The sequence below is a fragment of the Leeuwenhoekiella marinoflava DSM 3653 genome (assembly GCF_900129005.1).
GTDB classification, from domain to species: domain Bacteria; phylum Bacteroidota; class Bacteroidia; order Flavobacteriales; family Flavobacteriaceae; genus Leeuwenhoekiella; species Leeuwenhoekiella marinoflava.
Genome location: NZ_FQUN01000009.1, coordinates 170,384 through 187,912, shown reverse-complemented (window position 1 = coordinate 187,912; position 17,529 = coordinate 170,384). Strand labels below are relative to the sequence as shown.

Here is a 17,529-nt window from a genome sequence, read left to right as displayed (position 1 = left end):
GCAGGAGATGGATGTTCTGTGCTCTGATTATGTCCTAAACACCCGCAAGACCTGCGCCGGATTAAAAGCTTTGCTGTTGAGTGTTTGTTGGCTCCGCAGCGTATGGCTTGTATAAAACAAAATACCGGCTGTCACCAGAGTCAGGCTGTCCTGAGGCAGCTCGGCAGTGGTGTAGCGTGACGCGGGGATGGTTGCGGTACGGTGCGGGATGGGAATAGAAAAGAGTTCCTGATGCAGGGTTTGATAATCGCTTGGTGCATAGGCACTGATCCAGTAACACAGCTCGGCAGTACTGGCTTCCTTGGGCCAGTAGAGTTGGCTACCGGTTTTAAATTCGGGCAATGTGATAAGTAGTTTTCCGGCATCCAGACGAAGTTCTAAGCCCGGAAGTTGTACATATTCCGGATAGGGCGTTTGCAGGTTGAACTCCAAACCTTCTAAAACCTCAGGGCTTCCTTGTGCAAAATCGAGATTACCCTGATGCAATGGGGTATTGGTTTTCATTCCCTGATACACCGTTTTCCGAAAGCGGTTGAACCATTGCGAATCATAATTTGTACCTATAAACGGACGCAATCCTCTTACCAGCGCACTGGTCGTACGCGAGGCCCGACCAAAATCGGTTGCGGACTGTTTGGAACGTCCCGAGGGATATTTCCCGGTTTTTTCGGGCTTGGCTTGTACAAGGGTTTTCCCATTTACATTTCTAAAAACCAGTTGGCCTATACTGCCTACAATATTTCCTTTAGGGTCTAAATGTGCCATAGTAACGAGTTATTAAGTTAAAGATTCTGCCAGAGTACTACAAGACTTCATCCAAAGTCCACCACAAATTGTGTGGCAAAGTGTGGTAGCAGTGTGGACTTAGTGTGGACTCAGTGTGGTAGCATGCTGCACAAGAGTAAGTTATGAAATAAAGCAATACCCCACCAGCGCATATTTAATATTTGTGTAAAAAAGCCTGTTGGTATTGCCGGTTTTAACCTTAAGAGTCCTTGTTTTAAGGCCTGCTCGAGATTTAAATGCTCCCGAGGCTTGCCTCGAAGTCAAAAGCTGTTTCTTTTTAATCCCATGGGCTGGCCTCAAGGTGATTCATTCAAAGCCCTTTTATCAGATTAAGCAGTCTTAAGATAAATCGATTAAATAATTGTTTAGCATATGAGCTTAAAACTCAAAACTGCCTGCTTGTTTTTATCGTATATGCCGATAAAAATCAATATAAGCAGATAAAAAGCAAAATTGTAGGATTATTTTTTTACTTGTGTTAAATAACTATTTATCAGTCTTGTATGCTATTTTAACATTTATTTTTGCGGTGCTTTAGATTTAATATGTTTATGAAACAAAAATTACTTGTATTCCTTTTTTTAGCAGTATTTTCTTCTATTTCAGCTCAGGTAGGAATTGGTACTACCGATCCTAAAAGTTCATTAGATGTTATCGGTAATCCATCAGATGCAACTTCTTTAGATGGCATTGCACCTCCACGATTAACAGGGAATCAACTCCAAGCGAAAACCTATACAGCGGCTCAGAATGGTACTTTTGTTTACGTGACTCAAGCCACTACAACACCTACAGGTCAAACCGCTGATGTTACTGCGGAAGGTATGTATGCGTTCAGTTCGTCACAAAATAAATGGGTAGCCTTAAAGGGTGTTTCGGGTGGTGCATCAACAGGTTGGGCATTGACAGGGAATTCAGATACAGATCCTTCAAGTAATTTTTTAGGAACAACAGATAACCAACCATTAATTTTTAGGGTTAATAATATTAGTGTTGGTAGTATAAAAACTGATAATTCATTCTATTTAGGTAGAGATGCATCCAGCAATGGAGCAAGGTCTGTTGCTATAGGTTATCAAGCGAGCTCTTTAGCAGAAGAATCTGCTGCATTTGGAAGATCAGCGATTGCATCAGGAGCAAGATCAACAGCTATAGGTTTTCAAGCAGCAGCTTCTAGGGAAGAAGCAACAGCTTTAGGAAGAGCTGCCGCGGCCTCTGGGGCCCGTTCTACAGCTACAGGTTTTGAAAGTAGGGCTCAAGGCGAAGAGAGTGCTGCTTATGGGCGTGGATCCAATGCCAGTTCAGCGCGATCAACCGCAATAGGTTTTGAAACAACTGCTACTGCAGACGATGCGACTGCTTTAGGTCGTAATGCAGATGCTAGTGGTGCCCGTGCAACAGCTACAGGTTTTAATGCTTTAGCTAGCGCTACAGATGCGGTTGCTAATGGTAGAGAATCTAGAGCTACAAATTCAAATGCAACTGCAATTGGGCCAAATACGAATGCCAGTCAGTCTAATAGTACGGCATTAGGGAATCAAGCAAATGCTTCTGCAATAAATACGACTTCATTAGGTTATAATTCTGATGCTACAGCTGATAATTCAACTGCTGTGGGGTATGAAACCAAAGCTACTGGCATTTCATCTGTGGCAATAGGTAATCGCGCAGAGGGAAATGCACTCAATACCATAGCAATAGGCTATTCATCTGCGGCTCTTGCAACACATGCTTTAGCTATAGGTGACGATGCGTATTCTAATAAAGCTTTTGGTTTAGCCATTGGGTTTTCGGCAGATGCTCAAGGGGATTATTCTGTTGCAATTGGTGCAGAAAGCTATACCAATCAACTTAATGCTACAGCCCTTGGTAGGCAATCTGATGCTCAGGGACAAAATTCTATCGCGTTGGGTTACGATACCTATACCAATCAGGATGGGGCTGTCGCTATTGGAAATAATGCTGAAAGTACAGGGGCAAATGCCATCGCATTAGGCACTGGGACTAGAGCTCCTCAAGCTAATTCCATTATTTTGGGAAATCATACCAATTCTAATCTACAAGTAGGTATTGGGACCAATACCCCTTCAGCGAAACTTCAGGTCAATGGAAGCTTGCGTTACGTCGATGGAAATCAGGGGGCTAATAAAGTTTTAACCAGTGATGCAACTGGTAATGCCTCTTGGCAAACACCAGCTAGTGCACCTGTAGAAGCATTTGGTGAAATGTATGCTAGTAATGATGGAGGGTTGAATACAGCAGGTGATTATACTCGTAGTTTAAACGCAAGTTCTGTTCTTAAAAATGTTATACATAATAATACAGAGTTTTACTTACAAACAACTGTTGCTGGTACATATGAGGTATCTTACGCAATTAGTATGATAGCCAATAATGCCAATGCACGAAATTTTGAATTCTATGTTGAAAGAGCTCCAAATAATACGACATTTACAAAAATTGATTATAGTTCTAATCAGACAACGCATTTAGGAAATGGTCAGCGAGTATCTTCATCAAAAACATTTTTAGTTTTTTTAAATGCAAATGATAGACTTCGTCTAAGATATACCGTATTGGCTGGTGACACCTCTTTCCCGGCAAATACGTGTAATTTATCTATCAGAAGAATAGGCTCTAATTAGAATATCAAATCAAAAATATTCAACTCATAAATTCGGTTAACTTTTTTGTGTGTCGTACCTTTAAGGCCTCTTAAAAGAAAGCAAAATTATGAGTACATACGACGTTGCGGTCATTGGTTCCGGTCCCGGAGGTTATGTGGCTGCTATTCGCTGCGCCCAGTTGGGTCTTAAAACAGCAATCATTGAGAAATATGCTACTATGGGCGGTACCTGCCTTAATGTAGGTTGTATTCCTTCTAAAGCCTTATTAGATTCTTCACATCATTACGATGATGCGATTAAGCATTTTGAAGAGCACGGTATCGAAATTCCCGGGGAGATCAAAATCAATCTGGAGAAAATGATGGCGCGCAAGGCTTCTGTAGTGGAGCAAACCACAAAAGGGATCGAGTTTTTAATGAGCAAAAATAAGATCGACACCTTTCAAGGGGTTGGTAGCTTTAAAGATAAAACACACATTCACATCGCAGTTGCTGAAGGGGATGATGTAGAAATCGAAGCAAAAAACACCATTATTGCTACCGGAAGTAAACCTGCAAGTCTTCCGTTTATCAACATCGATAAAGAGCGCATCATTACTTCTACTGAAGCCTTGAAACTTAAAGAGATCCCGAAGCATCTTATTGTTATAGGTGGTGGCGTAATTGGTCTGGAATTGGGTCAGGTGTACAAGCGTCTAGGCTCTGAAGTTACTGTTGTAGAATATTTAGACCGAATCATCCCAACGATGGATGGGGCTCAAAGTAAAGAACTGACAAAGGTTCTTAAAAAAGCGAAGGTTAGCATCAATACGTCTCATAAAGTAAGCGCTGTGGAGCGTAAGGGCGATGAGGTTGTGGTTACGGCTACCGATAAAAAAGATAATGAAGTTGAGTTTACAGGTGATTATGTTTTAGTTTCTGTAGGGCGTAAAGCCTATACAGATGGATTGAATCTGGAAGCTGCCGGATTGAAAACAGATGACCGCGGTCGTGTTGAGGTAAACGAGCATTTGCAAACTTCGGTTTCAAACATTTATGCAATTGGTGACGTGGTACGTGGTGCGATGCTTGCGCATAAAGCTGAGGAAGAAGGTGTTTTTGTTGCCGAAACCCTTGCCGGTCAAAAACCGCATATCGATTATAATTTGATTCCCGGTGTGGTGTATACATGGCCAGAAGTTGCTTCTGTAGGTAAGACCGAAGAGCAACTTAAAGAAGCTGGTGTTGCTTATAAAACGGGTCAGTTTCCTATGCGTGCGTTAGGGCGTTCCAGAGCCTCCGGAGATATAGATGGTTTTGTGAAAATTCTTGCAGATAAAGAGACCGATGAGGTTCTTGGCGTTCATATGGTGGGGGCTCGTGTAGCAGATTTAATTGCTGAAGGGGTAACCGCGATGGAATTCCGTGCAAGTGCAGAAGATATTGCGATTATGTCGCATGCGCATCCTACCTATGCTGAAGCTGTAAAAGAAGCAGCACTTGCTGCAACTGAAGACAGAGCCTTACATATTTAAAGATTTTTAATAATTAGTAAACTACCTCGGGGTAATCCCACGAGGCATTCGTTTGAAACAAATTTTCAATTTCGAGACAAGCATCCTGATATTAAACCCTTTGGCGGTGCCAATTAAAAAGCCCTTTTCTTAAAGAAGAGGGCTTTTTTTATGATTTTTTTGATAGGTTAAGTCTTCATTCTTAATGAACTTTCAATTGAAAACTATTTTATGAAAGCAATTATAATAACCGAAGCAGGTGGTCCTGAAGTTTTAAAACTAAAAACAGTTGATAGTCAACCTTTAAAAGAGAACCAAGTACGTATTGCAGTAAAAGCCGCGGGTATAAACCGAAGTGATATGCTTACGCGTAAAAACCCGGATGCTTATGGTGACGATATTCCGGCAGCTCAAATTCCCGGACTCGAAGTGGCGGGAGAAATTGTGGAAATAGCTGATTCTGTTGAATCTCTAAAAGTAGGAGATGCAGTTTGTGCTCTTGTTGCGGGTGGTGGATATGCTACAGAAATTGTCGTGGATGCGCGATTGTGTTTGCCTGTCCCTGATGGCTTTAGTTTTGTTGAAGCAGCATCGTTGCCAGAAGTTATTTTTACGGTTTGGTTTAATGTATTTCAGCAAGCAAAGGCAAAAAAGGGGGAACACCTATTGATTCACGGCGGTACAAGTGGTATTGGTATTATGGGCTTGCAAATGGCTAAAGTTTTAGGCTTAAAAACATTTACAACTGTTGGTTCTCAGGAGAAATTAGAATTTATTAATAAGTATGATTTAGCGGAAGTCATAAACTATAAGGAGACTGATTTTGAATCTGCATTTGCAGCTAGTAAAATTGATGTGATTCTCGATATGGTAGGCGGAAGTTATACGCAGAAAAACCTGAATATTCTCAACAAGCAGGGACGTCTCGTCACTATTAATGGAATGAATGGTTTGACTCCGGAAGTCAATTTATGGACGATTATGAGTAAGCAACTCAGCCTCACCGGTAGTCTTTTAAAGCCACAAACTATTGAAGTTAAGCATACTATAGCACTGGAGCTTCAAAAGGAAATCTGGCCTTTACTAAGCAGCGGATCAATAAAGCCGTTTGTGTATAAAACATTTAGACTCGAAGAAGCTTTTAAAGCTCACGATCTGATGGAAAGTAGTAGTCATATAGGTAAGATAATTTTAGAGATTGCTTAAAATCGATTAGATATTTTTATGGAATTGAATGCTAAAAAAGAGCGAAAGCATTATGCTTGTGATGTTTCTGAGCAAGCCCTCAGCTTTTCAAAATTAAAAGAATTAAGTGATTCTAAATGGCTTGTTGAAGAGGCAGGTGGAGCTGGACTTCTTTTTTCTAATCATATGCTCGATTATTATTTGGACGAAGAATACCGTCACGGAAAAACGGTTCTTACTTCTGAAAATGACGATCTAAAAAGTAAGTCTAGTGGGGAGCGTAAAAAACTATTACTCGACTACCAGCTGAAGCAGCAGCCGAGTTTTTTAATATTAGATAATCCGTTTGACGCCCTTGATGTAGAGAAAGTAGCCTGGTTTAGAAAGAAACTTCAAGAGTTAGCAACTACTACAACCCTAATCCAGCTTTATAGACGAGAGGAGGATTTACTACCGTTTATTAATACGGGGTTGGTTTACGAGGAAAAAGCTTTCAGGGAAACTGAATTGAAGAGGTCAAAGGTCGAACTTGAGGCAAACTCACAAGGCATTAAAAGAAAACAGCTTTTGACTTCGAGGCCATTTGTGCAGCATTTAAATCTCGATTATCGAGTAAACTCTGTAGTTTCAAAAATTCCGCAGCCTTTAGAGTACTATGAGCATGTACCTGAAAGTTTAATAAAATTTGATAAGGTTTCGGTATCTTTTGATGGTAAACCCATCATAGATACGATTTCCTGGGAAGTAAAAAAGGGAGAAACATGGCATTTAAAAGGACCCAACGGTTCTGGTAAAACGACTTTACTTTCAATGATTACCGGTGATAATACAAAGGGCTACGGAAAGGAATTGTATGTATTTGGGAGGAAAAAAGGTTCTGGTGAAAGTGTATGGGAAATCAAACAAAAAATCGGGTATTTCACGATTACAATGACAGAGCGTTTTGATGGTATGCATACCGTTTTAGAAATGGTGATTTCCGGTTTGCACGACAGTGTGGGCTTGTACCAAAAACCAACAACACTAGAGATAACTCGAGCAGAAGAATGGATTGAGTTGATAGGCTTGACCAATTTAAAGTTAAAAGCTTTTAGAACATTGGATGAGGTTCAAAAACGACTTGTTTTAATAGCTCGGGCGATGATAAAGCATCCGCCTTTACTCATTCTGGATGAGCCTACTTCAAGTTTAAATACTCAGGGAGCGCAGCTGTTAGTTAACTTGATAAATAAAATAGCAGGAGCTAGTGAAACTGCAATTCTGTATGTGTCTCATAGAAAGGAAGATGGATTGAATTTTGAAAATGTACTAGAATTAGAACCTTCTCAAACGGGTTCAAGAGCAGTATTTAAACAAAACTGAGAATCATTCAGTTGGTGTTGATATTAACTTTTTAGACACCATTTATATTTCTAAAATGATTTTATCGGTAAAATGCTAAAAATACAAGCTCAAAAACATATATTTGATTACCCAATATGAATTTAAGACACTTGTTTTAAATTTTGTAACCCAACTTAAACTCTTAGACAATGTCTAAATCAGAATTTTTTAAAGAAGATTTTCATCGCATATTGTGCGAGGATTCTGATATTTTTTCTTGGATTACAAACGAAGCTACACTAGGTATTTACTACATTAACTTGGAATTTCAAGATCGGTATTTTATCACACAGTCTTTTTGGTCCATTTTAGGATATGCAGAACCTGCAAAAGATGTTGAGTTAGATTTGTGGTGGGCGGTTTTAGGACCTGCTGGTAAAAAAACTATTGAAGATTTAGTGCAGGCACTATCTGCAAATGAGTCTGCAAAAAGCACGAACTACTTTTCTTTTTTTTCGAATAGCAAGAAAATACTCACCGCTAAATCGACTCATAGTGTATATACAGATTCTAATGGATCCCGGCATCTTATTGTAAAATTTATACGGGATGTTGATAAAGAGTTCTCTTCAAACAAGTATCTAAAGAAGATTAAGAAGCTTCGTAAATTCAATGAAATTTATGAAGAGACTAATGATTTAGCTTGTGTAGGAGGATGGGAAGTAGATCTAATAGAGAATACTATAACATGGACACGCGTTACTAAAGAAATACATGGTGTACCGCCAGATTATGAACCTCAAATAGAAACGGGTGTAAATTTTTATAAAGAAGGAGAACATAGAGATCGACTCATAGCGCTTTTTACTGCTTGTGTTGAAGAAGGAAAAAACTTTGACGATGAGTTTATTGTTGTAACCTATGACGGAACAGAAAAGTGGGTTAGGAGTATGGGAAAACCCGAACTTAAAAACGGCACGTGTGTAAGAGTTTATGGTGCATTTCAAGACATCAGCAAAAGAAAACATCATCAGGAAGCTCATAAAAAAGCGGAGCTTCGGTTTTCTAAAGTTTTTGAAAATTCTGCTATAGGTATTATTCTGGTAAACAGCCAGAATAAATTAGAAATGGCCAATCCTGCTGCACGAAAGATTTTTGGTCTTAATTCGCTATCAGATGAAGAAGTTTTAAATTATACATTTAAAGATGTTATTAAGCCGGAGTATTTAGAACTTGCTATTCAAAAGCGATGTGAGTTGCTATCCGGTGCAATAGAAAATTATAATATAGAAGTTGAATGTCTTCATTATTCAGGCAGTACTATCTGGTGTAATATAAACTGTTCTTTAATTCTTGTAGGTGACTTGGGTTCTGATATTGTAATTACTCAGATAGAAGATATTACAGATAGAAAAAACCTAGAGCGTAAGGCATTAGAAAATGCAAAGCGTTTTAAAAGGGTATTTGAATATTCTCCTAATGGGATGGCCTTGGTAGATTTGCATGGCAGGTGGCGTAGTGTCAATCATAATTTAGCTCAGATGATTGGCTATACCAGAGAAGAGTTACTAAAGAAATCATTAAATGAGATCACGCATCCTGATGATCGTAATAATGATAATCAACTTTTTTCAAAAGTCATATCTAGAGAACTGGCTACCTATCAGATAGAGAAACGCTATTTACACAAGAGCGGCTCAATAGTTCATTGCTTTTTGACCGTTTCGGGTTTATTAGATGAGCATGGTCATGTACGTTCTTTAATAGGTCAGGTGGTAGATATGACCGATGAGCTTAATGCTAAGCAAGCGTTAAGGGATAGCTTGAACGATATGCGTGTTATTCTAGATTCTACAACTCAGGTGATTATTGTAGAAACAGATCTCAATCACGTTATTCGAAAATTTAATAAGGGAGCTGAAAACCTTTTAGGATATACTGCCAAAGAGATGATAGGTAAACAAAAGCCTGGAATTTTTCATAAAAAAGAAGAAGTTCAGAATTATGCTTTGGAACTTGAGAAACAATATGGAGAGCAGGTAGATAAACACGATATATTTACTTTTAAAATAAACAGAGGCGAACTTGAAGCGAGTGACTGGACCTATGTTAGAAAAGACGGCTCTACGTTCCCGGTTCAATTAGTTGTTACAGCAATTAAAGATGCAAACGGAAATACAAAAGGCTATCTGGGAGTTTCGGCAGATATTTCTACCCTAAAAGCAATGGAGCATTCGTTGCTCAAAGCAAAACATAAAGCTGAAGCTGCAAATAAATCTAAGTCCGAATTTTTAGCAAATATGAGTCACGAAATCAGAACACCATTAAATGGTGTAATCGGTTTTAGTGATCTGTTGCTCAAAACAAAACTTGATGCTAATCAGCAGAAATATATGGAGACTGTTTATGCTTCGGCAGTTTCCTTATTAGATTTAATTAATGATATTCTAGACTTTTCTAAAATTGAAGCCGGAAAGCTTGAACTTAGTGAAGAGCGCGTAAATATCTCAGAGATCTGTGGTAGATCTGTAGAAATGATTAAACAACAGGCCCATCAGAAAGAGCTTGAAGTATTGCTTAACATCCCCAATGGTCTTGATGCTAACATCATGGCAGATGGTCTTAGGTTGCGTCAGATTTTAATAAACCTGTTGAGTAATGCATTTAAGTTTACACATAAAGGGGAGATCGAAGTTAAAGTTGAAGCTAAAGGTTTAATTGATGACAATCAGAAAAAGCGTTATACCTTTTCAATACGAGATACGGGCATCGGTATTGCTCCTCAAAATTTAAAGAAAATATTTAGAGCTTTTGATCAAGCAGATGCTTCTACTACCAGAAAATATGGCGGTACGGGATTAGGTTTGACCATTAGTAATCGACTCTTAGAGCTGATGGGCAGTAAGCTTGAAGTAACCAGTGAACTCGGAAAGGGTACCACTTTTTCTTTTACTGTGGACTTTACAACGATAGATTCTCAGCAAATTGAAAATAAACTAGAGCGTTCTCTAAAAAAAGTACTCGTTGTAGAAGATAACTTGAACAATCGTTATATTATAGATGAAATGTTACGCGAGCGTAATATAGAAACTACTCTGGTGAGTAATGGTGTTGATGCGATTGAGATTTTAGAGAAAAAAAATAACTATGACCTGGCTATCGTAGATTTTCATATGCCGTATTTAAACGGTCTGGATCTGGTAGAGCATCTAAGAAATGAACTTAAAATAACTAAAGAAGAACTTCCTGTACTTTTAATGCACAGTTCTGGAGATGATCAAGAGTTGAATGCGAGATGCGAAAAGCTAGATATTGTAAGTAAGATGGTAAAGCCTGTATTGAGAAATGAGCTTTATGAATTCTTTGATAATTTAGAAAGTCCTCCAATTGATAACGAGGAAATTAGTACTATTTCAGAACCTTTTAATCTTCAAGATAAGACACCCAGAATTCTTATTGCCGAAGATAATCCGGTAAATAAATTTTTGACGCGAACGATTATTAAGAAGATTGTTCCTGATGCTGTATTGGTAGAGGTAGATAATGGCCAGGAGGCTATAGAAGCTTACAAGCAGACAAAAATCGATTTTGTGTTGATGGATATTCAAATGCCGGTTTTGAGTGGTTTTGAAGCAACAAAAGCCATCCGGGAAATTGAATCGAATAGCTCAAGAGTACCTATTATAGCCCTTACTGCAAGAGCAATAAAGGGAGAGCGGGAGCGCTGTATAGAACATGGAATGGACGATTATATAGCTAAGCCTATTGTTTTAGAAGATCTCAAACAAGCTTTGATACGCTATTTGTCTAATACTGAAAAAGACAGAGTAACAAAATAAAACGAATACACTTTTAACTAACCCACGCACTGAAGTGAACGGAGCTTTAAAACATATACTATTTGTAACCACAGATTCAGATGCTGTGGCTGTATTCAATACGTATCTCAATCCTAATGAGGTAAGGGTAAGTAATTTTACTTCGGGTATGGGAGTCATTCAATATATTAAGCAAATAGGAGAAGCAGATTTGCTCATTCTTGAAGAACATATAAAACCACTTGGTGCTGTGCAAACCATTCATTACCTTAAGGATTCTATAAATTATAGTGGTGAAATTTTAATTTTATCAGATTCTGGTGTAAGCGAGATACAAACTGACGAAGGAACTTTTGAAGTTTTAAAAAAAGGATTTGACAAGTCAGATCTTGATCGGGTATTAAATCTGCTTTCAGAAAATAAAGAGCAGATTGTAGAGCTAGATTCAAAGCCCTATTCGTTGTCGTATTTGAGCAACTTATCTGATGGTGATGAAGCTTTTATTTACGAAAGCTTAAAAATTTTTAATGAATCTGTAGGTCAATGTGTTACTGAAATTGAAAATCTGTTTCAACAGGGAAATTATAAAGAAGTAAGTAATCTGGCTCATAATATAAAACCCTCTTTTGAAATGCTCGAAAATAGTTTAGGCAGTACAATCTGCGATCAGTTGGCTCATAGTCCGGTTGATTCATCTAAAGCAGAGCAGGTAGAACTCTTAAAAAAAGAATACTTAAAAGTACAGGAGTATCTAAAGCAAGATTTTCCCGATTTATTTAAAACAATTTGATGCAAAAAATTTTAATTATAGAAGATAATCCCATGGTTGTACGCTCTTTAGAATTTAAACTAAAGAAAGACGGTTATGAGGTTGTGGTAGCAGAAGAAGGTAGGCAAGCAATGAAGTTGCTTGAAGAACAGATCTTTGATCTTATTTTGACAGACCTTATGTTGCCTTTTGTAACGGGAACTCAAATTATTGAACATATAAAGAAAACTTATCCCAAGATACCGGTCATTGTATTATCTACTTCAACACAAGAAGATATCATAACCGATGCTTTTAAAATGGGTGTAGACGACTTTATAACAAAACCTTTTAGCCCAAGTGAATTATCACTACGCGTTAAAAGAACACTAGCTAAACAATAACAAAAATAAGTAGCGTATACGAACAAATATTGGTTAAAGTAACTCAGGCTCCCCAAGTCGCAATTGAATTTATCATTATGTTAATCGCTCTTCTAGAATTAGAGGAATGGTCTTTTGTTTTAAAAGTCAATCTCCTACTCAGTCTATTCTTTTTGATGCTAACCTTACTTTTTGTAGGGCTGGTTCTCTATTTGCGCATTCAAAAAAACTTTAAAGAGGCTCATAGAAAAAAGCTCGAATCTAAATTTATAGATTTTGCCAATACATTTCTATTTGATGATTCCATAAACACGAGTAAAGAATTAGCTGATTTCAAATACAAGAACTTGAAGTCTTCTTACGATCATAAACTTCTTATCAAGCAAGTATTGATTTTTGATGAAAATCTAAAGGGCGAATCAACGGTACTTATAAAAGAGATTTTTTACGGTCTTGGGCTTTATGATTTTCTAATTAAAGACTTAAATAGAAGTCAGTGGTTTAATAAAGCTCGTGCACTCTTTGCTTTTTCAAAATTAGGAATAGTCGTTCCGGATCATCTCATTATGCCCTTGCTACAATCTCAACGTGTAGAATTAAGGCAACACGCGATACTCTATTTTTTAAATACATCTAAGACAGATCCATTAGTGTTTTTAGATAATCTTGAAGATCGTCTCACGCTGTGGCAACAAGTTTTAATAGAAAATAGCCTTAAAAGTTTTGAAGTAGAAATTCCAGATTTCGCACGCTGGCTCAAGCATAAAGAAGCGAGTATTGTTGTTTTTTGTATCAAAATGATTTTAAGTTTTAATCAGTTTCAAAACATACCTTTTTTATTAGATTGCTTAGATCATACTTCAGAACGTGTAAGACATCAGGCAATTCATGTGCTGCAAGTGATGGAAGTTTCAGAAGCACTACAGTTGATGCTTGCTCATTTTCCAGAAGAGACAGCAGCAAATAAGCGCAGTATTCTCTATGCTATCGGCAAGATAGGAACGTATCAAGATTTACAAACACTCGTGCCATTTATTCATAAAGAAGAGGAAAATCTGCAAATAGACTTTTATAAGATTTCAGGTCTATTTGGTGATGAAATTCCTGTTAAAAAGCTTTTAAATATTGAAACTATTACAAAAGACTGGGAAGATTTTCAAGAGTATTCAATTAATCGCAGTATCGGTGCTTAAGGACGGTGTTTTTAGTTTAAAGTTGCTTATCTTTTGTCAAAATTGAATGTTTTGCAGTTGAACTCCATTTCAGTTATAGAAGTTTTTAGTGTCCTGTTTCTAATCTATGGTTTAATCATAATATCAGGATATATTTTTTCTGCCTTTTTTTCAATTTTTGAAATAAGAGACTATAAACGTCGCAACAACTTTCAGGATGATGCTGCCTTATTACAGTCTGCTAACCTACCTGCAATTTCAGTATTGGCACCGGCTTATAATGAAGAAGCGAATGTGGTTGAAAATATTAGGTCACTGTTAACCCTGAATTATCCTTCATTTGAGATTGTGGTCATCAATGACGGGAGTAAAGACAATTCGCTTCAAAGGCTTATAGAGACCTTTCAGCTTGAAAAACAAGAGTTAATTTACTATCATCACGTTCAAACAAAAAAAATTAAAGGGATTTATAAGTCTAAAATAAAGGCTTACAAAAACCTCAGGGTAATAGATAAAGAAAATGGGGGTAAGGCAGATGCTTTAAATACGGGGATAAACTGCTGTATCTACGATTTGATCTGCTGTATAGATGTAGATTGTATTCTGGAGCGGAATTCACTTTTAAAACTTATAAGACCCTTTTTAAACAATACAAAGCGAGTAATTGCGAGTGGCGGAATTATTAGAGTTGCTAATAATTGCATTATTGAAGACGGTAGGATTATTGAGGTGCGTTTACCGCGCACATTTCTGGGAAAAGCACAGATATTAGAATACTTTAGAGCTTTTTTGATGGGGCGAATGGCATGGTCGCGAGTAGACGGTTTGTTACTAATTTCAGGAGCTTTTGGGATGTTTGATAAGCAAACGGTTATTGAAGCCGGCGGGTATAATCACCATACCGTGGGTGAAGATATGGAATTATTGGTGCGTATGCGTAGAGTAATGCGAGAACAAAATATTCCGTATACCGTAGGTTTTGTACCAGATCCTTTGTGCTGGACCGAAGTTCCTGAAAGTACGCAGATCCTAAGCCGTCAGCGCAATCGCTGGGCACGAGGTACGGTAGAAACTTTAATGTTACACAAAAAAATGCTGTTCAATCCTAAATATGGTATTTTAGGTTTGCTGAGTACACCGTATTGGATGTTTTTTGAATGGTTTGCACCCATTATTGAATTTGTAGGTATCTTATTTTTTATAATTTTAGTCATCTTAGGAAAGGTGAATTTTCAGGTTTTTGGAATTTTCTTTTTAGTGATATATAGTTTCTCAATTCTATTTTCGATCACGGCCATATTTTTTGAGGAGTATTCTTTTCAGCAATACAAAAAGCCTAAGTATATGTTTATGCTCATACTTACAGCTTTACTAGAACCTATAATTTATCATCCCATTGTAATGTGGGCTGCGGTTAAAGGAAATATAGATTTAATACAAGGAAAAAAATCCTGGGGAGAAATGTCCAGAACAGGATTAGGAAATACCGGTAAAATTTAAAAACGTATACTATGCCCCATTTATACAAACCATTTAAAGCTTTAATGCTGGCCATGTTCTTTATAACATTTGGCTCTTTTGCACAAGAAGAAGAATATACTACAGACGAACTATACACACAGGCTCGTAATGCTGCTTTTGATGAAGATGATTATCCTAAAGCGGTAAAACTCTTAAAAGCAGCATTGGCAAAAAGCCCGGATTATTTAGGGGTGCGTGTTTTTTTAGGTCGAATTTACACGTATTCTGATAGCTTGCCTAAAGCTCGAATGGCTTTTGAAGAAGTTTTAGCAAAGGAAAAAGGTCATGAAGAAGCCAGCTTTGCTTACGGAAATCTGGAGTTTTGGAATGACAACTCTGAAACGGCTTTAAAAATTGTAAACACCGGATTGGAAGCACATCCTGAATCTGAAAACTTAGGAATTTTAAAAGCTAAGGTTTTAAAGGACTTAGAGAATTACGAAGAAGCAACTGCCACGCTTCAGAAGCTTTTAGAACAAAACCCAAAACTAACGCAGGCCCGCAGTATGTTAAGTGGAATAAACAGTTCTACGGCAAAGAATGAACTGGGTGTTAATTATGAGTTTGTCTATTTTGATGAGCGTTTTGATAATCCGTGGCATTTAGCGGCTTTAGATTATACGCGTCAGACCAAGTTGGGCTCAATGGCTGCCCGAGTTAATTTTGCAAATCGTTTTAGAACCGACGCATTGCAATTTGAAGTAGATGCTTATCCACGAATTTCAGACTTGTTTTATACCTATGTAAATTTGGGAATCTCCAGCGACAGCGGAATCTTTCCGCAGTACAGAGCAGGGTTTTCATTATTCGCAAATCTACCGGCTTCATTTGAGGCAGACGCTGGGTTTAGGTATTTGGCATTTAATGAAGATACTTTTATTTATACCTTAGGTTTAGGGAAATACTATAAAAATTATTGGTTTAATTTCAGAACCTATTTAACGCCTTCAGATAGTGCGTTGTCTCAATCTTATGCGTTAACAATGCGCTATTATTTTGGCGGAGCAGATGATTTTATAGGAGCTAAGATAGGAACCGGAATTTCACCAGATGATCGTGCAAACAGCGTACTTTTTGATGGGGCAAATATCACCCGTTTGCGGTCTAACAATGTTGCTTTATATTATAGAAAATTACTGGGTTCAACCCACGTTTTAACGGCTCAGACTGCGCTTGAAGATCAGGAATATGCCACAGATACCAGAGGGCTTCAATTTTCTATAAGTGTTGGTTTTATCAAACGATTCTAATTATGCTAAAAAAGGTCATTAGAATTGTTATCATCCTCATTGTATTAACTCCGTTTATATCATTCTTGGCTTGGTATTTCACGCCTAAAAAATACCTAACAGCTGCTATTATAGATAAAACAGTGATGAATGCAGATGGGCAAGAACACATCTCCTTTCATTGGGTTTTAAATCACAATCGTTTTCTAAAAAACAATACTTCTGGCTATAAGGCAAGTGCAGACTATTTTGGGTTTTTTCCAAAAGAAGATACGGTTTATGATATTAAAGGTTTAGAGCGTTTTTCTAAGGAAAGCTTAAGCTTGTTGAGTGATGATGCAGATATGCTGTATATCACAGACACTTATGGGATTTATAATCAAGAATGGTACGCAAAGTATACTGAAGAAAAGAAAGGAAAACTGTATGGCGGTTTGAGTATTGAAGACATGAATTTTATCAAACAGATGAAGGTCAAGCATAAGCTCGTCATCGCAGAATTCAATTGTTTGGCCAGTCCAACGCCAAAGGTACTTCGGGATGAATTTGAATCCCTTTATAAAGTGCGTTTTACAGGCTGGAGCGGAAGGTATTTTGATTCTCTGGATGAAACTACAAATCTGGAATTACCGGGCTGGATTATGAGTAATTACAAAAGCAATCATAACGGCGATTGGCCCTTTACAAAAGATGGTATTGTCTTAGTTAATGATGATTCTGGGACTGTTGTAATCCTCGAGAATGAGACACATTTAGACAACCCGTTACCTTTTATTTATGCAACTAAAGAAGGGCAAGAGCATTACAACCTTCCGGAAAAGGAGAAGTATCCGTTTTGGTTTGAAATTATGGAAACAGATGCTGCAGTAAATAAAACCTATGCCAGTTATCAATTAGCAACTACTGAAAAAGGCAATCAAGAATTAGCAAAATATGGGATCCCTGAACGTTTTCCGGCAATAATGAGTCATACGGGCTCAGCTTATGATTTTTATTATTTAGCCGGTGATTTTAGCGACAATCCTATCGGTTTTAATACTTCGTATTTTAAAGGAATAGGCCTGCTAAAAGGCTTTTTTTATAATGCGAAAGAACCTTCAGATCGGGGTGGTTTTTTCTTCAAATTCTATAAGCCACTACTTACTCAAATTTTGGAAGAAGCCAATGATAAGATTAGTCTATAAATAGGTTTACACGATAATCGAGATTTAAATGCTTCGAAACTTGCCGCTAAGTCAAGAGCTG

The 17,529-nt window shown here is 37.6% G+C and carries 12 protein-coding genes; 11 read left to right on the top strand and 1 reads right to left on the bottom strand.

Features of this window, described 5'->3' with window-relative positions; translation table 11 throughout:
* Positions 1-27: 27 nt before the first annotated feature.
* On the bottom strand, positions 28-765 hold the full coding sequence (locus BUB91_RS09425) for a hypothetical protein (RefSeq protein ID WP_073098987.1): 738 nt from the start codon (positions 763-765) through the stop codon (positions 28-30).
* Positions 766-1,337: 572 nt separating this feature from the next.
* On the opposite strand from BUB91_RS09425, the gene BUB91_RS09420 reads away from it, so the two are divergent.
* From BUB91_RS09420 to BUB91_RS09370, 11 genes are all read left to right on the top strand, one after another.
* Positions 1,338-3,431: a hypothetical protein gene (locus tag BUB91_RS09420; protein ID WP_164917850.1), complete on the top strand. Its 2,094-nt coding sequence runs from the start codon at positions 1,338-1,340 to the stop codon at positions 3,429-3,431.
* 88 nt (positions 3,432-3,519) lie between these two features.
* Positions 3,520-4,926: a dihydrolipoyl dehydrogenase gene (gene lpdA / locus BUB91_RS09415; RefSeq protein ID WP_073098985.1), complete on the top strand. Its 1,407-nt coding sequence runs from the start codon at positions 3,520-3,522 to the stop codon at positions 4,924-4,926.
* Positions 4,927-5,136: 210 nt separating this feature from the next.
* Positions 5,137-6,111, top strand: coding sequence for an NAD(P)H-quinone oxidoreductase (locus tag BUB91_RS09410; RefSeq protein WP_073098984.1), 975 nt, complete (start codon positions 5,137-5,139; stop codon positions 6,109-6,111).
* A gap of 18 nt (positions 6,112-6,129) precedes the next feature.
* Positions 6,130-7,452 carry an ATP-binding cassette domain-containing protein gene (locus tag BUB91_RS09405; protein ID WP_073098983.1) on the top strand — a complete coding sequence of 441 codons (1,323 nt, stop codon included), beginning with the start codon at positions 6,130-6,132 and terminating at the stop codon, positions 7,450-7,452.
* 170 nt (positions 7,453-7,622) lie between these two features.
* The gene (locus BUB91_RS09400; RefSeq protein ID WP_073098982.1) at positions 7,623-11,252 is read left to right on the top strand and encodes a PAS domain-containing hybrid sensor histidine kinase/response regulator; all 3,630 of its coding nucleotides are present in this window, start codon (positions 7,623-7,625) and stop codon (positions 11,250-11,252) included.
* A gap of 34 nt (positions 11,253-11,286) precedes the next feature.
* Positions 11,287-12,021 carry an Hpt domain-containing protein gene (locus BUB91_RS09395; protein WP_073098981.1) on the top strand — a complete coding sequence of 245 codons (735 nt, stop codon included), beginning with the start codon at positions 11,287-11,289 and terminating at the stop codon, positions 12,019-12,021.
* Positions 12,021-12,383: a response regulator transcription factor gene (locus BUB91_RS09390; protein ID WP_073098980.1), complete on the top strand. Its 363-nt coding sequence runs from the start codon at positions 12,021-12,023 to the stop codon at positions 12,381-12,383. Before BUB91_RS09395 ends, BUB91_RS09390 begins: the two co-directional genes overlap by 1 nt.
* Positions 12,384-12,460: 77 nt before the next feature.
* Positions 12,461-13,555, top strand: coding sequence for a HEAT repeat domain-containing protein (locus BUB91_RS09385; protein ID WP_128759339.1), 1,095 nt, complete (start codon positions 12,461-12,463; stop codon positions 13,553-13,555).
* Positions 13,556-13,606: 51 nt separating this feature from the next.
* Positions 13,607-15,034, top strand: a complete 1,428-nt coding sequence (locus BUB91_RS09380) for a glycosyltransferase family 2 protein (protein ID WP_073098978.1) — start codon at positions 13,607-13,609, stop codon at positions 15,032-15,034.
* A gap of 11 nt (positions 15,035-15,045) precedes the next feature.
* Positions 15,046-16,305, top strand: coding sequence for a YaiO family outer membrane beta-barrel protein (locus BUB91_RS09375; protein ID WP_083557897.1), 1,260 nt, complete (start codon positions 15,046-15,048; stop codon positions 16,303-16,305).
* 2 nt (positions 16,306-16,307) lie between these two features.
* Complete coding sequence (locus tag BUB91_RS09370; RefSeq protein ID WP_073098977.1) at positions 16,308-17,468, top strand: hypothetical protein; 1,161 nt, start codon at positions 16,308-16,310, stop codon at positions 17,466-17,468.
* Positions 17,469-17,529: the final 61 nt, after the last annotated feature.

Coding starts and splice junctions, on each gene's coding strand:
- BUB91_RS09425 (WP_073098987.1), bottom strand. CDS start 765: ATGGCACATTTAGACCCTAAAGGAAATATTGTAGGCAGTATAGGCCAA.
- BUB91_RS09420 (WP_164917850.1), top strand. CDS start 1,338: ATGAAACAAAAATTACTTGTATTCCTTTTTTTAGCAGTATTTTCTTCT.
- BUB91_RS09375 (WP_083557897.1), top strand. CDS start 15,046: ATGCCCCATTTATACAAACCATTTAAAGCTTTAATGCTGGCCATGTTC.
- BUB91_RS09370 (WP_073098977.1), top strand. CDS start 16,308: ATGCTAAAAAAGGTCATTAGAATTGTTATCATCCTCATTGTATTAACT.
- BUB91_RS09385 (WP_128759339.1), top strand. CDS start 12,461: ATGTTAATCGCTCTTCTAGAATTAGAGGAATGGTCTTTTGTTTTAAAA.
- lpdA (WP_073098985.1), top strand. CDS start 3,520: ATGAGTACATACGACGTTGCGGTCATTGGTTCCGGTCCCGGAGGTTAT.
- BUB91_RS09405 (WP_073098983.1), top strand. CDS start 6,130: ATGGAATTGAATGCTAAAAAAGAGCGAAAGCATTATGCTTGTGATGTT.
- BUB91_RS09410 (WP_073098984.1), top strand. CDS start 5,137: ATGAAAGCAATTATAATAACCGAAGCAGGTGGTCCTGAAGTTTTAAAA.
- BUB91_RS09390 (WP_073098980.1), top strand. CDS start 12,021: ATGCAAAAAATTTTAATTATAGAAGATAATCCCATGGTTGTACGCTCT.
- BUB91_RS09400 (WP_073098982.1), top strand. CDS start 7,623: ATGTCTAAATCAGAATTTTTTAAAGAAGATTTTCATCGCATATTGTGC.